17 protein-coding genes are annotated in these 17,155 nt (G+C 69.2%); 5 read left to right on the top strand and 12 right to left on the bottom strand.

The features are described 5' to 3' along the window. Positions 1-11: 11 nt before the first annotated feature. The 5 genes from ftsH to dacB form a co-directional block, all read right to left on the bottom strand. Positions 12-2,060 carry an ATP-dependent zinc metalloprotease FtsH gene (ftsH, locus tag AB0E69_RS01860; RefSeq protein WP_360137946.1) on the bottom strand — a complete coding sequence of 683 codons (2,049 nt, stop codon included), beginning with the start codon at positions 2,058-2,060 and terminating at the stop codon, positions 12-14. A gap of 174 nt (positions 2,061-2,234) precedes the next feature. After that, the gene (gene hpt, locus AB0E69_RS01855; protein ID WP_360137943.1) at positions 2,235-2,786 is read right to left on the bottom strand and encodes a hypoxanthine phosphoribosyltransferase; all 552 of its coding nucleotides are present in this window, start codon (positions 2,784-2,786) and stop codon (positions 2,235-2,237) included. 4 nt (positions 2,787-2,790) lie between these two features. Then, complete coding sequence (gene tilS, locus AB0E69_RS01850) at positions 2,791-3,858, bottom strand: tRNA lysidine(34) synthetase TilS (protein WP_360137940.1); 1,068 nt, start codon at positions 3,856-3,858, stop codon at positions 2,791-2,793. Beyond that, positions 3,830-4,927 carry a zinc-dependent metalloprotease gene (locus AB0E69_RS01845; RefSeq protein ID WP_360137937.1) on the bottom strand — a complete coding sequence of 366 codons (1,098 nt, stop codon included), beginning with the start codon at positions 4,925-4,927 and terminating at the stop codon, positions 3,830-3,832. The genes tilS and AB0E69_RS01845 overlap by 29 nt, the downstream gene beginning before the upstream one ends. A gap of 82 nt (positions 4,928-5,009) precedes the next feature. Further along, positions 5,010-6,353: a D-alanyl-D-alanine carboxypeptidase/D-alanyl-D-alanine-endopeptidase gene (gene dacB / locus AB0E69_RS01840; protein ID WP_360137934.1), complete on the bottom strand. Its 1,344-nt coding sequence runs from the start codon at positions 6,351-6,353 to the stop codon at positions 5,010-5,012. 50 nt (positions 6,354-6,403) lie between these two features. Here dacB and AB0E69_RS01835 point away from each other — a divergent pair, with 50 nt between their 5' ends. Beyond that, a complete protein-coding gene (locus AB0E69_RS01835) occupies positions 6,404-6,892 on the top strand; it encodes an inorganic diphosphatase (protein ID WP_360137931.1) in 489 nt (162 codons plus the stop codon). A 165-nt stretch (positions 6,893-7,057) separates the two neighbouring features. On the opposite strand, the gene AB0E69_RS01830 is transcribed toward AB0E69_RS01835, so the two are convergent. Further along, complete coding sequence (locus tag AB0E69_RS01830; RefSeq protein WP_360137928.1) at positions 7,058-7,489, bottom strand: MarR family winged helix-turn-helix transcriptional regulator; 432 nt, start codon at positions 7,487-7,489, stop codon at positions 7,058-7,060. An 85-nt stretch (positions 7,490-7,574) separates the two neighbouring features. On the opposite strand from AB0E69_RS01830, the gene AB0E69_RS01825 reads away from it, so the two are divergent. Genes AB0E69_RS01825 through AB0E69_RS01815 form a run of 3 tightly spaced genes read left to right on the top strand, consistent with a single transcriptional unit; the run spans position 7,575 to position 10,188 of the window. Next, positions 7,575-8,540: a zinc-binding dehydrogenase gene (locus AB0E69_RS01825; RefSeq protein WP_360137925.1), complete on the top strand. Its 966-nt coding sequence runs from the start codon at positions 7,575-7,577 to the stop codon at positions 8,538-8,540. A gap of 9 nt (positions 8,541-8,549) precedes the next feature. After that, the gene (locus tag AB0E69_RS01820) at positions 8,550-9,440 is read left to right on the top strand and encodes a LysR substrate-binding domain-containing protein (protein WP_360137922.1); all 891 of its coding nucleotides are present in this window, start codon (positions 8,550-8,552) and stop codon (positions 9,438-9,440) included. 46 nt (positions 9,441-9,486) lie between these two features. Continuing rightward, the gene (locus AB0E69_RS01815; RefSeq protein ID WP_360137919.1) at positions 9,487-10,188 is read left to right on the top strand and encodes an SDR family oxidoreductase; all 702 of its coding nucleotides are present in this window, start codon (positions 9,487-9,489) and stop codon (positions 10,186-10,188) included. A 32-nt stretch (positions 10,189-10,220) separates the two neighbouring features. Here AB0E69_RS01815 and AB0E69_RS01810 read toward each other — a convergent pair whose 3' ends face one another. From AB0E69_RS01810 to AB0E69_RS01790, 5 genes are all read right to left on the bottom strand, one after another. Further along, a complete protein-coding gene (locus AB0E69_RS01810; protein ID WP_360137916.1) occupies positions 10,221-11,633 on the bottom strand; it encodes an NlpC/P60 family protein in 1,413 nt (470 codons plus the stop codon). A gap of 244 nt (positions 11,634-11,877) precedes the next feature. Then, the gene (locus AB0E69_RS01805) at positions 11,878-12,690 is read right to left on the bottom strand and encodes an endonuclease/exonuclease/phosphatase family protein (RefSeq protein WP_360137913.1); all 813 of its coding nucleotides are present in this window, start codon (positions 12,688-12,690) and stop codon (positions 11,878-11,880) included. Positions 12,691-12,754: 64 nt separating this feature from the next. Continuing rightward, positions 12,755-13,822 (bottom strand): oxidoreductase, encoded by a 1,068-nt coding sequence (locus AB0E69_RS01800; protein WP_360137910.1) that lies wholly within the window; start codon positions 13,820-13,822, stop codon positions 12,755-12,757. A 21-nt stretch (positions 13,823-13,843) separates the two neighbouring features. Continuing rightward, a complete protein-coding gene (locus tag AB0E69_RS01795) occupies positions 13,844-15,115 on the bottom strand; it encodes a ThuA domain-containing protein (protein ID WP_360137907.1) in 1,272 nt (423 codons plus the stop codon). 42 nt (positions 15,116-15,157) lie between these two features. After that, positions 15,158-16,024: a helix-turn-helix transcriptional regulator gene (locus AB0E69_RS01790; RefSeq protein ID WP_360137904.1), complete on the bottom strand. Its 867-nt coding sequence runs from the start codon at positions 16,022-16,024 to the stop codon at positions 15,158-15,160. A gap of 100 nt (positions 16,025-16,124) precedes the next feature. On the opposite strand from AB0E69_RS01790, the gene AB0E69_RS01785 reads away from it, so the two are divergent. Next, complete coding sequence (locus tag AB0E69_RS01785; RefSeq protein WP_360137901.1) at positions 16,125-16,859, top strand: SDR family oxidoreductase; 735 nt, start codon at positions 16,125-16,127, stop codon at positions 16,857-16,859. Here the strand turns inward: AB0E69_RS01785 and AB0E69_RS01780 are convergent. Next, positions 16,848-17,147: a thiamine-binding protein gene (locus AB0E69_RS01780; RefSeq protein WP_360137898.1), complete on the bottom strand. Its 300-nt coding sequence runs from the start codon at positions 17,145-17,147 to the stop codon at positions 16,848-16,850. The genes AB0E69_RS01785 and AB0E69_RS01780 overlap by 12 nt on opposite strands. Positions 17,148-17,155 lie beyond the last annotated feature (8 nt).

Here is a 17,155-nt window from a genome sequence, read left to right as displayed (position 1 = left end):
GTTTCGTCAACTCACTGCTTGTTCGGCGGCGTCGGGCCGCTGCCGTAGTCCGGCGGCCGGATCGCCTCGTCCGGGCCGACATTCCCGCCCGGCAGTACGTCGGACAGCGAGCCGTGCTGGACGTTCCCGTTCTGCTGGGCCCGCGACGGGGTCGGCATCACCGGCGGCTGGTCCGACGGCACCCGGCTGGACGAACCGGTCCAGGCCGGCCGCCGCTCCCGCATGATCACCGGCTCGAAGATCCGGGCGATCTGGTGCTTGTCGAGCGTCTCCTTCTCCAGCAGCTCCTCGACCAGGTGGTCGAGCACCGCGCGGTTCTCGACCAGGATGTCGAAGGCCTCCTGGTGCGCGTTCAGGATCAGCTTGCCGACCTCCTCGTCGACCGCAGCGGCGACCTCCTCGGAGTAGTTCCGCTGGCTGCCGAAGTCGCGGCCCAGGAACGGCTCGCTGCCGTCCTGGCCGAACTTGATCGCGCCCAGCCGCTCGGTCATGCCGTACTGCGTGACCATCGCCCGGGCCAGCGCCGACGCCTTCTCGATGTCGTTGCTCGCGCCCGTGGTCGGGTCGTGGAAGACCATCTCCTCGGCGGCGCGGCCACCGAGCATGTACGCCAGCTTGTCCAGCATCTCGGACCGGGTGGTCGAGTACTTGTCCTCGTCCGGCATCACCATCGTGTAGCCGAGGGCACGGCCGCGCGGCAGGATCGTCACCTTCTGCACCGGGTCGGAGTGCGGCAGCGCGGCGGCGACCAGGGCGTGGCCACCCTCGTGGTACGCCGTAAGCACCTTCTCCTTGTCCGACATCAGGCGGGTCCGGCGCTGCGGGCCGGCGATGACCCGGTCGATCGCCTCGTCCAGCGCGCGGTTGTCGATGATCTGCGCGTTCGAGCGGGCGGTCAGCAGGGCCGCCTCGTTCAGCACGTTGGCCAGGTCGGCCCCGGTCATCCCCGGCGTCCGGCGGGCGACGGCGACCAGGTCGACGTCCGGCGCCATCGGCTTGCCGCGGGAGTGCACCTTCAGGATCTTCTCCCGGCCCGGCAGGTCCGGCGCGTCGACGGCGATCTGCCGGTCGAAGCGGCCCGGCCGCAGCAGCGCGGGGTCGAGCACGTCCGGCCGGTTGGTGGCCGCGATCAGGATCACGCCGCCGCGGACGTCGAAGCCGTCCATCTCGACCAGCAGCTGGTTCAGCGTCTGCTCGCGCTCGTCGTGGCCACCGCCGAGGCCCGCACCACGGTGCCGGCCGACGGCGTCGATCTCGTCGATGAACACGATCGCCGGCGCGTTCGTCTTGGCCTGCTCGAACAGGTCCCGGACCCGGGAGGCACCGACACCGACGAACATCTCGACGAAGTCCGAACCGGAGATCGAGTAGAACGGCACACCGGCCTCACCGGCGACCGCACGGGCCAGCAGCGTCTTACCGGTACCGGGCGGGCCGTAGAGCAGCACGCCCTTCGGGATCTTCGCGCCGACCGCCTGGAACTTGCCCGGCTCCTGCAGGAACTCCTTGATCTCGCCGAGCTCCTCGACCGCCTCGTCCACGCCGGCGACATCTGCGAACGTCGTCTTCGGGGTGTCCTTGGTGATCAGCTTGGCCTTGGACTTGGCGAAGCTCATCACCCGCGAGCCGCCGCCCTGCATGGAGTTCATCAGGAAGATGAACACGACCGCGATCAGCAGGAACGGGATCAGCGTGGAGAACACCTGGCCGATGAAGCTCGGCTTCGGGTTCTCGACGTCGTACCGCTCGATCTTGCCGTCCTGGAACAGCGTCTGCAGGTCGTTGCCGAGGTTGCTGCCCTGGCCGTCCACCCAGTGCGCCCGGACCTTGGTGCCGTCCGTCTTCTCGACCCGGATCTCCTGGTCGGGATCGATCAGGGTGACCGTCTTGATCGTCTTGTCCGTCGACGACTTCGCCTGCTGGATCAGCTGCACGACCTGGCCGGTCGGCTCGGTCTTGAACCCGGTCGAGCCGGTCAGGAGCTGCCCGATCACCAGGACGCCCAGGAAGGCGACGACGATCCAGAACAGGGGTCCGCGGAAGATGCGCTTCACGTCCATGATCGAGGCCTACGCCCCGTCCCTCCTAGCTCGGCAGGCCCGGGTATGGCGGGCTTGTGACGGTAACACCAGTCCAAGTGTCTCGTGTCGCACAAGACAACACAGCACGAGGGTCACCAAAGAACGGTACGACCTGTTGTACAGGCCGTCACCAAGTCTGCCCTGAACCGAGCGTCAGGAGTAAACGTGCGGCGCGAGCGTGGCCACGCAGCGCAGGTTCCGGTACTTCTCCGCATAGTCGAGCCCGTAGCCGACCACGAACTCGTCCGGCAGCTCCAGCCCGACGTACTTCACCGGGACCCGCATCTTGGCCGCACCCGGCTTCACGAACGCCGTGCAGAGCTCCAGCGAGGCGGGCTTGCGTGACTCCAGGTTGCTGACCAGCCAGCTGAGCGTGAGGCCGGTGTCGATGATGTCCTCGACGATCAGCACGTGCCGGTTGGTGATGTCGGTGTCCAGGTCCTTCTGGATCCGCACCACCCCCGACGACTTGGTCCCCGAGCCGTACGACGAGATGGCCATCCAGTCCATCTCCACGTGCCGGCTGAAGGACCGAGCCAGGTCGGCCATCACCATCACCGCGCCCCGCAGCACGCCGACCAGCAGGAGGTCCTTGCCCTCGTAGTCCGCCTCGATCCGCTCGGCGAGCTCGCGGAGCTTCGCCAGGATCTGGTCCTCGGTGTAGTGGACCTGGGTGAGGTCCTTCTCGATGTCCGCCGCATCCACGGCGTCAGCCTGTCACATCCGGCCCCAGAAGGATGTACCCGCCCTTGCGGATCGCTCGAATGCCCTGTGGTAGGTCGATCCAGCGCTGGCCGCGCCAGTCCGTTACCAGCGCGTCTACCGACGCCACGTGGCCGGCGGTGAGGTCGGTGGCGCGGCAACCGGCTTCCAGTGCGGCCTGGCGCAGGACCCGGGTGCGGATCGCGGTGGGCTCGTCGGCGAGCATGCCGATGTCGCAGTGCACCTCGCCCTCGGCGCGGCTCAGTGTGGTTTCCGCCACGTCGGCAGCGATCAGGTCGAGTGCGTCGGCGTCCGCTCGGAGCAGGCCCGCCGTGCGGGCGAGTGCCTCGACCACACCCGGTCCCAGCGCCTCTTCGAGCACGGGCAGTACCTCGTGGCGCACCCGGACCCTGGTGTACGCCGGGTCGTCGTTGTGCGGGTCGTGCCACGGCCGCAGGCCCTCCGCGATGCAGGCAGCGGCCGTAGTAGCTCGCGGTACCTCCAGAAACGGCCTACGCAGCAGTCCGACTGCTCCGGCCATCCCAGCCAATGACCGAGCACCCGACCCGCGTCCCAGACCCAGCAGAACAGTCTCCGCCTGATCATCACGAGTGTGGGCCAGCAGGACGACATCGGCTCCCAGCTCGTTCGCCGCCTCACGAAGAGCGTCGTACCGCGCGGACCGAGCCGCCGCCTCCGGACCGCCGTCGGTACCGACCTCCACCGGCCGCACCTGGACCGGGTCGAGGCCGAGCCCCCGGCACTGCCCGGCCGCGGCCTCGGCGACATGAGCCGAGTCGGACTGCAGACCGTGGTCGACGACGACCGCACCAGCGCGCAGGCCGAGCTTGGGCGCCTCGAAGGCCGTGGCAGCTGCCAGCGCCAGCGAGTCCGTCCCGCCCGAGCAGGCGACGAGGACCGTCGTACCCGACGGCAGCTCACTGAGCGTCGCGCGGACGGCCTCACGGGTCCGGGCGATGGCAGGGTGCAGTTTCCCGCGCCGCTGCTCGACCAGCTGTTCCGCCTCGGTTGGCCCGGCGACCGGCTCAGCCGTGGAGTCGGGCGACCCAGGCATCCGGATTCGCGATCTCGTTCTTGGTCGGGAGAGTGTTCGGGCCGGTCCAGACCCGGTTGAAGCCCTCCATGCCGACGCGGTCGACCACGCGGCGTACGAACGCGGCACCGTCCTTGTACTGCCGCAGCTTGGCGTCCAGCCCGAGCAGCCGCTTCAGCAACTGGTCCAGTGGGTTGCCGCTCTGTCGCCGCGACGTGAACTTGGACCGGATGGTCTCCACGGTCGGGATCACCGACGGCCCGACCCCGTCCATCACGAAGTCCGCATGGCCCTCCAGCAACGACATGACCGCGGTCAGCCGGTCCAGCACGGCCCGCTGCTCCGGGGACTGCATCAGGTCGACCAGGCTCAGCTCGGCCTCGCCCCGCAGCGACCGTCCCAGCCGCTGCACGGCCTCCCGGAACATCGCGGCGTACGCCGATGCGTCCAGCTCGGCCTGGTCGAGGAAGAGCGAGATCTCCGACCGCAGGTGGTCCCGCAGCCACGGAACGGCCGTGAACTGCACCCGGTGCGTCTCCTCGTGCAGACACACCCACAGCCGGAAGTCCCGCGGTACGACGCCCAGCTCGGACTCGACCTGCATGACGTTGGGCGCGACCAGCAGCAGCCGACCGGTCAGGTCAGGCTGGTCCGGGTCAGGCTGCGACGGGTAGAAGGGGTCGAACTGGCCGAGCACCTTGGAGGAGAGGAACGCCAGCAGTGCGCCCGCCTCGATACCGGTCACCCGCGAGCCCACCGACACGGACAGGCCGCCGCCGGTGCGCTCTGCCTTCTCGCGCAGCTTGTCCGCCAGCGGCTGCAGCACGGTCCGGAAGCCGTCCGCGTTCGCCTGCACCCAGCCGGGCCGGTCCACGATCACCACCGGCGCCGTCGCCGACGTCGCCTGCAGACCGGTGAAGTCCCGGACGTGCCCCTCGGACTCGGCGGCGAACTGGCGCAGCTCCGCCACCACCTGGTTCGCCTCCGCACGGCTGACCGCCGGGCCAGGGCGCAGCAGCTTCCGCGCCACGCCGGTCGCCAGCTGCCAGTCGACCATCTCGGTCGCGGTCCTGCCTTCCGCCGTCGTCATATAAAGACCCTAGTCGGATGTCACAACATATGGAGGGTCAAAGCCGGTCCCCAGCCGGTCCGGACCCGGTCAGAGCAGCCGGTCAGCAGCCGCAGTTGGCCAGGGCCGCGGCGGCTCGGTCGAGGGCTGCGCGGGCGTCGAGGGTCTTGGGGACCGGGACGCTGTCACTGGCGATGGCGAAGACCAGGAGGGTGCCCGAGCGGTCCCGGGCCATGCCGGCCAGGCTGTGGACGCCGGTGAGCGTGCCGGTCTTCGCGCGAACCAGTCCGAGCCCAGTGCTGGTGCCTGCGGTGGTGAAACGCTCCGCGAGGCTTCCGTCGAAGCCGGCGATCGGCAGACCGGTCAGCAGGTGCCGCAGCTCCGGGTGGTCCTTCGACGCGGCCACCCGGACTGCACCGGCCAGCGCCTCGAGCGGGACCTTGTTGGCGCGCGTCAGACCGCTGCCGTCGTAGATCCTGGCCTGGCTGATGTCGATACCCAGTTTGGTGAGCGTCGCCCGCACTCCCTTGACCCCGCCGACGTACGAGCCGCCGTTGCCGGTCGCGATGCCGACGTGGCGGAGCATGACCTCGGCACCGTCGTTGTCGCTGTGCAGGTTGATGTACTCGACGATCTGCCCCAGCGTCGGCGACTTCACCACCGCCAGCGGCTGCGCTGTGCTCGGTGCGACTGCAGGCTTCGGTACGGCGGCGTTGATCCCGTACTGCACCAGCAGCTTCTGGAACGCGACAGCCGCGACCTGCGACGGCGAGTCGGCCCGCTTGGCCATGTGCGGCGACAAACGGCCTTCGTTGACCCACAGCGCGGACGTGCGTGCGGCGATGCCTTCGGGCAGGTAGTTGGCCTCCCAGTTCGCGTTCGCGGCTGGGCCGGTGAACAGCGAGGCGTCGTACCCGAGGGTGACGCTGGTGACGCCCTGCGCCTTCAGCGCCTTCGCCGTACTCACGGCCAGAGCCTGCAGGGTGGCGCGGGTCGGGAAGCCGTCGCTCGCGGACGGCTTGACGGTCAGGAGCGGGTCGCCGCCGCCGACCAGGACGATGGAGCCCTTGGCGGCGCTGACGACCTTGGTACTGAAGGTGTGGTCCGGCCCGAGCGTGGCCAGCGCCGAGACCGTGGTCAGGAGCTTCAGCGTCGAGGCCGGGGTGTACGGCGTGGACGCTCCGACCGAGAAGACCGCCTTGCCGCGCGAGGCGTCGTACACGTAGATCCCGTGGTGCGGCCCGAGCGACGGGTCCTTGAGGATGGCCGCGAGCGCCGCCCCGACACCGGCCGCGGTTGGCGCGACGCCCTCGGTCTGCGCCGGTGCAAGAACAGCAGGTGCCTGCTGGGTGACCTGCACGGGTGCGGCGCCGGCGCCGCTGACGGTGGAGCCGATCAGCGCCGTGGCGAGCAGGGTGACGAACGCCGCACGGGGAGGTCGGTGCACCTGGCTGCTCCTGTCATTCGGTCGGTCGGAACCGTGACAGTATCTGCCGTATGGAGTTCGACGTCTTCATCGAGATCCCCAAGGGCACCCGCAACAAGTACGAGCTGGACCACAAGACCGGTCGGCTCCGGCTGGACCGGACGCTGTTCACGGCCACCCAGTATCCGTCCGACTACGGGTTCATCGAGGACACCCTCGGCCAGGACGGCGACCCGCTGGACGCGCTCGTCCTGCTCACCGAGCCGACCTTCCCCGGCTGCCTGATCCGCGCCCGCGCGATCGGCATGTTCCGGATGACCGACGAGAAGGGCCCGGACGACAAGGTCCTCTGCGTCCCGGCCGGCGACCCGCGCCAGGAGCACCTGCGCGACATCCACCACGTGCCCGAGTTCGACCGCCTCGAGATCCAGCACTTCTTCGAGGTCTACAAGGACCTCGAGCCCGGCAAGTCCGTCGAGGGCGCCACCTGGGTCGGCCGCGCCGACGCCGAGGCCGAGATCACCGCCTCCTTCGAACGCCTCAAGACCGAAGGCCACTAACCCCCTCCCCGCCGCGGCTCCACCGCCGGCCCGCCCGCCCCCACTGCATTCGAGGGGATAACCCCGCGACTTGAGCCTTCTCCCCTCGCACACCAAGGGAGAACCCTCAACACCACCGGATATCCCCTCTAGCGGGAGCGAGCGGGGCGGGGGGACCGGGAGGGGTCAGTTGGGGGTCAGGCGACCGAGGAGCTGCACGAGGGTTTTCCGCTCGGCCGCTGTCAGCGGCTCCAGCAGGTCGTCCTCGGCTGCGTAGATCAGCTTGTCCATGGCCGTCAGCTGCTTCTCACCCTCGGGGGTCAGGGCGATGATCTTCCGCCTGCGGTCCGCCGGGTCGACCCGGCGGACGACGTACTTCAGGTCCTCGAGCTCGTCCAGCAGCGTGACCAGGTCGCTGCGGTCCAGCCCGATCCGGTCGGCCAGCGTCGCCTGAGCGCCCTCGCCGTCGTCGGCCAGGCTCGCCATCACGTGATAGTGCAGCGTGCGGACGCCCGCCTCCGTCATGTGCTGCCGGACCAGCCGCTGGGCCTGCTGGCTCGCCCGGCCCAGGGCGAACAGCGCCCGGTCGGACAAGCGGTGCGACGGCGACTTCTTCACACGGCCAACTCTATTGGCAATGACCCTGCTCGCCATTATCGTGGGAATCTCCCATTATTTATACATCCCACGATAGGGAGTACCCATGCGCGCAGTGCGCTTCCACCGTCACGGCGGCCCCGACGTCCTGCAGGTCGACGAGGTCGCCGTCCCCGAGCCGGCCGCCGGCCAGGTCCTGATCGAGGCCGAGGCGATCGGCGCGAACGCCATCGACACCGTGCTCCGCCGCGGCGGATCCCCCTGGGACCGTCCGCTGCCCGGCGCGCTGACCGGTGACGTGGTCGGCCGGATCGTGCGGCTCGGCCCCGCCGTGGAGCTCGAGCTCGGCCAACGGGTCTCGGCGCTCGCCGAGGACGCGTTCGCCGACTTCGCCGTCGCCGATGCCGCCTTCCTCGCGCCGGTTCCGGACGACGCCGACGCGGGCGAGGCCTCGATGATGTCCCTCACCGCACCCCTCGCCTACCGACTGCTGGAGACCGGTCGCGTCGCCGCCGGCGGCACGGTCCTGATCCAGTCCGCCGCCGGAACGGTCGGCCACCTCGCCGTCCAGCTGGCCCGCAGTTACGACCCGAAGACGATCATCGGTACGGCGTCCTCCCCGAAGCGCCTCGACTTCATCAAGTCGCTCGGCGCCGAGCCCGTCGACCTGACCGACCCGGACTGGCCGGCCCGCGTCCGCGAGCTCGCCCCCGACGGCGTCGACGCCGTCCTCGACTCGGTCGGCGGCACCGTCTTCGACCAGGGCCTCGACTTACTCGCACCACTGGGCCGAATGGTCACTTACGGCGCGATCAGCACCGAGCTCCCGGTCGTACCCGCGTTCAAGCTGTTCGCCCTCAAATCCGTGACCGGTATCTCGATCAGAGGCTGGCAGCAGGCCCGTCCGGACGAGGCCCGCGCCGACATCGCCGAGGTCACCCGACGCTGGCAGGCCGGCGAGCTCCGGCCGGTGGTCGATGCCACCTACCCGCTCGCCGAGGTCGCGCGGATCCACGAAGCCCTCGACGCGCGGTCGAATCTCGGCCGGTTGATCGCGACCGTTCGCAGCTAACATCATCCGGTGGAGCTCAGGCAGATGCGGTACTTCGTCGGCGTCGCCGAGGAGCTCCATTTCGGGAAGGCGGCCGAGCGGCTGTACATCTCCACGCCGACACTCAGCCAGCAGATCAAGCAACTCGAACGTGAGGTCGGCACCACGCTGCTGATCCGGCACAGCCGTGGTGTCGAGCTCACGCCGGCGGGTCAGGTCTTCCTGGCCCGCGCCCGGGAGACGATCCAGGCGGCCGGCCTGGCGCTGAAGGACACCCGCCGGGCGGCCGGCCTCGACGAACCGGTGCTCCGGCTCGGCCTGCTGAACGGTATCCCCGGGTGGCTGCCGGCCGCGCTCGAGCAGCTCGCCACCGAACGGCTCCCGAACAGCACCGTCACGCTCGAGGCCGGCACCACCACCGACCAGCTCCGGATGCTGACCGCCGGCGAGATCGACCTCGGTCTGGTGCGTACGCCGCTGACGTTGCCTCCGGCAATTACTTCCGAACACCTGGCGACCGAGGAGCTCGGCGTACTGCTGACCGCCGACCACCCGCTGGCCGAGAACGTCGAGCTCGGCCTCGACGACCTGACCGACCTAGAGCTGATCTGGATCCCGCGCGCCGCGGCGCCCGAGTTCCACGACGACACACTCCGCCGGCTGGGCACCGGCGTACGGCTCAGCGACATCACCATGAGCCACTCTCAGCTTCGCTCGGCGTTGCTCGTCCGGCGGGCCGCGATCAGCCTCGGTTCGCGCCGCGCCGCCACCCCGGACGTCGTCTGGCGACCACTCAAAGGCCGTCCGCTGACCGCGCGGTACGCCGCTGTCTGGCGACCCGACTCCAGCAACCAGGTGCTCCGCGCCATGACCGTTAGCCCTGGCCTAACGGTGATTAGGCAACAAGACCTGGAGAACTGACCTCCGCCCTGGTTGGCTCGAAACGCCAGCCACAGAAGGAGATTCGGTGCACGTAGTCATCGTCGGCGGCAGCTCCGGCATGGGCCGGGCGCTCGCCGCGGAGCTCGTCGCTCAAGGCAGTGAGGTGACCGTCGCGGGCCGCTCGGAAACCAAGCTCGATGCCGTTCGCAACGAGCTCGGCGTCCGGACCGTTGCCATGGACATCGGTTCCGAGCAGGACATCGAGCGGCTGTTCGAGACCACCGGCACGGTCAGCCACATCGTCACCACGGCAGCCGACGTCGGCGGCGCCTACCAGCCGATCAGCGAGTACGACGTGGAGGCCGCGCGACCCGCGGTCGAGTCCAAGTTGTTCGGCCCGTTGCTGCTCGCCAAGCACGGCGCGCCGAGGCTCGAGTCCGGAGGCTCGATCGTGTTCACGTCCGGGATCGCGGCGTACCGGCCGGGGCCGAGGGCTTCGTTGCTCGCGGCACTCAACGGCGCGCTCGCCTCGCTGGCCGCGGCGCTCGCCGTGGAGCTGGCACCGGTCCGGGTCAACGTGGTGTCGCCCGGCTGGGTCGACACGCCGATCTGGCAGGACGTCGCCGGCGACGACGCACCGGCCGCCCTGGCCGCGATGGCGGCTCGCCTCCCGGCCGGCCGGATCGGCCGGACCAAGGACATCGCCGACGCGATCATCGCCCTGCTGCGCAACGGATTCATCACAGGCACCGTCCTGCACGCCGACGGCGGACACCGGCTGGTCTAGGAGTTGTTGTTGCCAAAGACAACTACGGACAACTACGGACGGCCGAAGAAGTTCGGCGGGATCCAGTAGTACACGCTGTCGATCTGCACCGGCTTGCCGGTCCGCGGGGCGTGCACCATCCGTCCGTTGCCGAGGTACATCGCGACGTGGTGGATGGTGCCCGGGTCGTCGGGGTTCGTCGCCCAGAAGATCAGGTCACCGGGCCGCAGGTCGTCCTCGCTGATGTGCTGGATCTGCTCGTACTGCGCGACGCTGTAGTGCGGAAGCTGTACGCCGGCGCGCTCCCACGCACCCTGCGTCAGCCCCGAGCAGTCCCACCGGTTCGGACCCGTGGCGCCCCAGAGGTACATGTCACCCAGCTGACTGAGCGCGAAGTCGATCGCCGACGAGGCGCCGCGCCGCGACCCGTGACTGCTGCCGCCGTTGTCGCCGTTGTCCCCGTCCTCGTCGCGGCGTGGCGTGGAGGGCTTGTGGTGCTTCGGCCGCTTGCCGTGGTTCTTCTTCGCCTCCTCCCGCGCTTCCTGCTCCTCGCGGGCCCGCTCGCGCGCTTCCTCGCGCTTGCGCTCGGCTTCGCGGGCGGCGATCCGGCGCTGCAGCTCGGCGGCCTTCCGGGCGGCGAGTTCGGCGGCTCGCTGGCGCGCAAGCTCCTCGAGCCCCTTCTGCCGCTGGGCGGCCACCTGCACCGAGATGTTCTGCAGCACGGCGAGCTGGGAGATCGCCTGCTTGCGCTGGACGCCGATCGCGGTCACGGCCGCGGCCTGCGCCGCCTCCGCGTCCTCAGCCGCCTTCTTCGCCTTCGCCGCCTCGTCGGTGGCCTTCTTCACCTTCACGACCGCCTGGTCGGCCTGCACCTTGAACAAGTTGGTGACGACCTGCGTCGCGGAGTACCGGAGGTAGGAGCCCTGCATCGCCGTCGACACCGATCGGGCGGCACCGGCGGAGTCGAGCAGCTGTTGCGGGCCGTCCGCGGTGAACAGCGGTGCGATCTTCGCCACGTCGCCACCACCCTGGTACGACGCCGCAGCGAAGCGGCCGATCTGCTGCCGCTGGATGGCGAGCGTCTTCTGCGCCTCCGCGGCCCGGGCAGCCGCCGCGGCGGCGTCGGCCTTGGCCTGCTCGAGGCGGTAAACGGCGCCGTTGTACGCCTCGTCCGCGATCCCGGACTGGATGCCGAGCTGCTCGAGCCGCGCGTTCGCGTCGGCGAGCTGCTTCTCGATGGCGGCGACCTGGGCGGCCTTCGAGCCGGCGGCCTGCTTGGCCCGCGCGACCGCGGCCTTGGAGGGGATCACCGGCGGCTTCGGCTTGGTCGCGTCAGCCGGCAGCGCGTGGATGGCCATCGAGCCGGCCAGGCAGATCGCGAGCACCCCGGACAGCAGCGCCTTCCCCGCCCTGCTGCCCCTACCGGTACTCCCGACCCGCGTGCCGGCCCTCGAGGGGGTCCGCATCGGGATGGTTCCTTCCGCCGGTCACGAACCCCTTCCCCAGGGTTCGTGAGCTTTTGGTCCTCCTGGACCACATGAGTGACACTAGTTGCCTCCAGCCCCATTGGGAACAGTTTTCACACAAGTAACTTTGTTGCACCCGTGTGTCGACTTGACAAACTACAAGCTTGTAATTCCGCGGATCCGCTGGTGGGCGCACGAAAACACCCCTCCGACCAGGGCCGGAGGGGCGTTCGAGGCGCAGGAGTCAGCGCAGTTCGAAGGAGGCGACGACCGGGAGGTGGTCGGAGGCCGGGGTCACTGGGACGTTTGCTTGCAAGGGCTTCAGGCCCGCGCTGTGCAACTGGAAGTCGATCCGCTTGGTCGGGTCGGCCGCCCCGCTCGTGTAGCCGGGGCCGACGCCGACCTCGGTCCAGGTGTCGTGCAGGACGGCGGTCAGGGTCTTGATCTCCGGCGCGGTCGGGATCGCGTTCAGGTCGCCGACGAGCAGGGTCGGCGTCTTCGACGTACCGAGGAGCTCGACCACCTTCTGCGCCTGCTCGAGCCGCTCTGCATGGTTGTTGCTGGTCAGGTGCGTGTTCGCGAATCGTAGGCTGGCCCCACGAACCTTGACCCGAGCGACCGCGAGACCGCGCTGCTCCCCGGTCGGGTAGAGCGGCAGCAGCGTGTTGGTGAAGTGCTTGATCGGGTACTTCGACAGCATCAGCGTCCCGTACTGGCGCCGCGGCTCGCCCGGGTTGACCGGCGGCAGATCGAGGTTCGCGGCGAACGCGACGTGCAGCTTCAGCCGATTCCCGAACCAGGCCGCCTGATCCTCCCAGTTGCTCCGCGCGGCCCAGTGCCGGTCGACCTCCTGCAGCCCGATCACGTCCGCCCCGGACTGCTCGATCAGCTGCGCGATCCGCTCGAGGTCGAGAACGCCATCGATCCCGACGCCGTGATGGATGTTGTACGTCATCACCGTCACCGGCCGCACCGGCCGCGAGGCGTCGGGCTGCGCCGCGGCAACGGTCGGCACCACGGTCAGAACCACCACGAGGGCGGTCAGCAACTTACGCATGCACCCATCCTTCCGGACAACCGGCGACACCCGCAGGGCAAGCGGGTGTCGCCGGTTTGGACGGTCAGTGCACGAGGCGGGCGACCGCGCCCTTCGCGCCGGAGGCCCAGCAGCCGGCCTGGGCGCCGTGGCCGGCGCACTCGACGCTGTCGAAGCTACCGTCGTAGAACTGCTTCCAGCTCCGGCCGCCGTCGAAGCTCACGTCGCTCCCGGACGGGCCGACCGCGACCACAGTCGCCGGCGACCACGGGACGAAGTGGGATCCGCTGCGGTACCCCTTCGGCGCCTTGTCCGCCGGGACGAGCTTCCAGGTGCGGCCGCCGTCGTACGTGACCGAGGCCGCGTTCACCGCCTCGGTCGGCTTCTCGAAGTCACCACCGACCGCGACGCCGAACAGCGGGTTGCGGAACGCGAGGCTGAAGATGCCCGCCGCCGGACCGCTCGCCATCGGCGAGTCCGCGACCTTCCAGTGCCGGCCGCCGTCGAAGGTACGGAACACCCGCGGCCGGTCGCCCCCACCCGAAGCGAACCACGCCGTACGACCAGGCCCGGCCACCAGGCAGGTCCCGCTCGCCGCGAACGCGAACTCGCCGGCGAGCGCAGCCGGCATGCCGTCGGTCGGCTGCACCTGCCATGACCGGCCACCGTCCGACGTCGCCGCGATCCGGAACTTCCCGTCGACCGGGTCACTCAGCGCGAGCCCGTGCCGGTCGTCGTTGAAGGCGAAGCAGTCGTAGAACGCGTTCTCGTCGGTGTTCCGGAACGTCTCGGTCCAGTGCGTGCCGCCGTCGACGGTCCGGTACACCCGCGAGTCCTCGCCGACGCCGATCGCCAGCACCACCGCGCGCTTCGCGTCGAACGCCTCGACGTCGCGGAACTGCAGCTTCTCCGCGCCCGGCGGGCTGACGTTCTGCCAGTGCCGCCCGCCGTCGAGGGTCCGCAGTACCGTCCCGGCGGTCCCGCCCACCCAGGCCACGTCCTTGCTGACCGCCGCCAGCCCGCGGAACTGCGCCGTACTCCCAGTCGGCGTCAGCTCCCACCGGTACGACGACCCGTGCGCCTGGGCGGGCACACCCTGACCCATCACCAACAGTCCTCCTACCGCGATCGCGGCCACACGCAGGAATCTCATGGGCCGCAATCTAGTGCGCGGTCAGGCGATCGTCAGCTTGAAGGACTGGGAGGTGCCGCCGTTGCAGGTGGATTGGACCAGTTGGGTGCTGTCTGCGGTGGAGGCGTTCGGGACGGTCAGGCACTTGCTGGTGTGGCGGACGACCAGGTGGAAGTAGCCGCTGCCTTCGGAGACTGGCTGCCACTGCTGGTTGTTGCCGCCGCTGTACGTCCACAGCTGCAGGCCGGCGTTGTCGGCCGTGGACACATCGGTCACGTCGATCACCTTGGTCGCGTCATTGCGGTTGTTGACCCGGGTGAACCCGCCGGACGTCGGCTGGAACTGGTACTGCTGCGCCGTCGTCCCGTTGCAGGTGTACTGCTGCACGACGGTCCCGTTCGCAACCCCGGCAGCGCGGGCGTCGACGCACTTGCCGTTGGCCTTGTTGGCGATCGTGTACCACGCGGTCGGCGACGGCTGGTCGACCGGCGGCGTCGTACCGCCTCCGCCCAGCCACTTCAGCGCGTCCATCATGAACTGGTTCTGCGCCGGGCTGTCGAACGTCGACGAGAGCCTGGTGTTGGTCTCGTAGTTCATCGCATTGTGGCCGAAGTTCGCGTAGATCAGCTTGTAGTTCTTGTTGGTCCAGATGATCGGGTAGTAGCCGGAGTACCAGGTCTGGTTCGGGTCGGTGCCGACCGGGAAGCTGGACGGGTCGATCGACGCCAGGATCTGGATGTCGGGGTTGGTCCGCAGGTCGTTCTGCCAGCTGTACCACTCGCTCACCGACGAGCGGAACGTCGCACCTGTGTTCACCAGCGACGGATGCGAACGGTTCTCGGTCTTCAGCGTGACCGCGGTCGGTCCCCAGGTGTTGGACTGGAACCGTCCGGTGCCGAGCAGCGTGTTGTTGAACCACGGCCAGCTACCGCTCGCGTCGTTGTACGCCGACACGTGGAAGCCGAAGAACGCGCCGCCGTTGTTCATGTACCGCTGGAACCCGGTGCGCTGCGCGTCGGTGTGCGGCGAGTCGTCAAGAAACATGACGACCTGGTACTGCGCGGCAGTCAGGTTGTTCAGCTGGTCCCAGTTGTTCGTCGCGGTGTACGTGAATCCGTTCTGCGCGCCGAACTGCGGGAACCGCTGATTGGCCTCTTTCTCGAAGTCGATGTGGGCGGCGTCCCAGGTACCGCTGTAGAACGCCAGCACGCTGAAGGTTGCTTGAACTTGAGCGGCGGCCGTGGAGGTCAGGCCGCTGATCACCAGCAGCACGGCGAGCAGGAACGCGGGCAGGCGAAAGCGATCGGAAAGCATGGGGGCGGTCCTTTCCGGAGAGACCTTCTGAAATTTCAGAACTTAAATTAACTCTCGATCAAAGCCCTGTCCAGAGGTCACCGCCTGGCTGCCGAGAACGCTCAGCAGGCTGAGTCGCTCGGCGCTCTCGCTGCCCGGTTCCGCGGTGAAGACGACGAGGGTCTGCTGCTGGTCGCGGTTGTCGATCACCTCGCAGTACAGGTCGAGCTCGCCGACGACCGGGTGGTGGAAGTGCTTGGTCCGGCTGTGCGCCGGCGCCACCTCGTGGGCGTCCCAGATCCGGCAGAACTCGGGGCTGAGCTTCTGCAGCGCCTGGACGATCGAGGCGGCGTACGACTTCGAGCCGTCGATGGTCACGACCGTTCGGAGCATCGAGACGAGCATGCCGCTGTGCGTGCTGAGCTCCGGCTCGCGGAACAGGATGCGATCCTCCGGATGAGCGAACCAGCGGTAGACCTCGCTCTTCTCCATCCCCTGGAAGTTGGTCAGCTCGCCCGCGAGCGCGACGTGCGCCGGCGTCTGGGCGAGCACCTCACCGCAGCGGTTGAGCAGCAGCGCCGGGGTGTCGTGCAGGCGGTCCATGATCCGGAGCATGCCGGGGTCGACGTGGCAGGCCCGCGTCGCGCGCGGCGGCGTACCGTGGCCGGCCAGCAGGAACAGGTGGTCGCGCTCCTCCAGCGTCAGCCGGAGCGCGCGGGCGATCGCCCCGAGCATCTCGACCGACGGCTGCGGTCCCCGGCCGCCCTCGAGCCGGCTGTAGTAGTCGGTCGACATGGACGCCAGCGCGGCGACCTCCTCGCGGCGGAGTCCCGGCGTACGGCGGCGCCGGCCGCGCGGCATCCCGACGTCCTCGGGCTGCAGGGCCTCGCGGCGTTTGCGGAGGAAATCGGACAGCTCGGCGTACTCCATGTTCTCCAGTGTCCACGCCGGCCGCGCGTTATCCACTGCTTGCCGGGCAGGGGCTGAGCGCAGCCTGGTTGCCGTCAGCATCCAGTCACAGGCTGGGGACATGCGAAGCACCGGAAACACCATCTTCATGACCGGCGGTACGTCGGGTATAGGCCTCGAGCTCGCCCGCCGCCTCCGCGACCTCGGCAACACCGTCATCGTCAGCGGCCGCCGCCAGGACCTCCTCGACCGGATCGCCCGCGAGGACGGCATCGAGGGCATCCCGCTCGACGTCGCCGATCCCAGGTCGATCGCCGCCGCCTACCGGACCGTGACCACCGAACACCCCGAGCTCAACGTGCTGATCACGATGGCCGGCATCATGCGCGCCGAGAACCTCGGCGAGCCCGACCTGGCGACGATCGAGCAGACCATCGACATCAACCTGCTCGGCACCATCCGCACGATCACGGCCTTCACCCCGCACCTGCTGAAGCAGTCCGGGGTGATCATGACGGTCTCGTCGGGTCTCGCGTTCGTGCCGCTCGCGATGACCCCGACGTACAACGCCACCAAAGCTGCCGTCCACAGCTACACCCAGAGCCTCCGCCACCAGCTGGCCGGCAAGGTCCAGGTCATCGAGCTGGTCCCGCCGGCGGTCCAGACCGGCCTCTTCGGCGACACCCCGGACCCGCACTGGATGCCGTTGGACGACTTCGCCGACGAGTCCGTCAAGCTGCTCCAGGACAACCCCGACGCCGACGAGATCCTGGTCGACCGCGTCCACTTCCTCCGCAAGGCGGAGCAGGAGAACCGTTTCGACCAGGTCTTCGGCGTCCTCAACTCAGTCGGTTAACGCCTGCTCGATCCGCTCGACCTTGGCCGCCAGCTGGCCGGTGTACCCGGGCCGGATGTCCGCCTTCAACACCAAACTCACCCGCGGCGAGACGGCCGCGACGGCGTCCACCGCCTGCTTCACGACGGCCATCACCTCGTCCCACTCGCCCTCGAGGTTCGTGAACATGGCGTTGGTCTCATTGGGAAGACCGGAGGCGCGAACGACCCGAACGGCCTCGGCCACCGCCTCGCTCACGCCTCCGGTCTCGTCACCCGCTGACGGGCTGATGCTGAATGCGACGATCATGCATCCAG

The sequence above is a fragment of the Kribbella sp. NPDC026611 genome (assembly GCF_040638345.1).
GTDB lineage: Bacteria > Actinomycetota > Actinomycetes > Propionibacteriales > Kribbellaceae > Kribbella.
This window is presented reverse-complemented; position numbering and strand designations above follow the sequence as displayed.

Coding starts and splice junctions, on each gene's coding strand:
- ftsH (WP_360137946.1), bottom strand. CDS start 2,060: ATGGACGTGAAGCGCATCTTCCGCGGACCCCTGTTCTGGATCGTCGTC.
- tilS (WP_360137940.1), bottom strand. CDS start 3,858: ATGCCTGGGTCGCCCGACTCCACGGCTGAGCCGGTCGCCGGGCCAACC.
- AB0E69_RS01845 (WP_360137937.1), bottom strand. CDS start 4,927: ATGACGACGGCGGAAGGCAGGACCGCGACCGAGATGGTCGACTGGCAG.
- AB0E69_RS01835 (WP_360137931.1), top strand. CDS start 6,404: ATGGAGTTCGACGTCTTCATCGAGATCCCCAAGGGCACCCGCAACAAG.
- AB0E69_RS01825 (WP_360137925.1), top strand. CDS start 7,575: ATGCGCGCAGTGCGCTTCCACCGTCACGGCGGCCCCGACGTCCTGCAG.
- AB0E69_RS01810 (WP_360137916.1), bottom strand. CDS start 11,633: ATGCGGACCCCCTCGAGGGCCGGCACGCGGGTCGGGAGTACCGGTAGG.
- AB0E69_RS01805 (WP_360137913.1), bottom strand. CDS start 12,690: ATGCGTAAGTTGCTGACCGCCCTCGTGGTGGTTCTGACCGTGGTGCCG.
- AB0E69_RS01800 (WP_360137910.1), bottom strand. CDS start 13,822: ATGAGATTCCTGCGTGTGGCCGCGATCGCGGTAGGAGGACTGTTGGTG.
- AB0E69_RS01795 (WP_360137907.1), bottom strand. CDS start 15,115: ATGCTTTCCGATCGCTTTCGCCTGCCCGCGTTCCTGCTCGCCGTGCTG.
- AB0E69_RS01790 (WP_360137904.1), bottom strand. CDS start 16,024: ATGGAGTACGCCGAGCTGTCCGATTTCCTCCGCAAACGCCGCGAGGCC.
- AB0E69_RS01785 (WP_360137901.1), top strand. CDS start 16,125: ATGCGAAGCACCGGAAACACCATCTTCATGACCGGCGGTACGTCGGGT.
- AB0E69_RS01780 (WP_360137898.1), bottom strand. CDS start 17,147: ATGATCGTCGCATTCAGCATCAGCCCGTCAGCGGGTGACGAGACCGGA.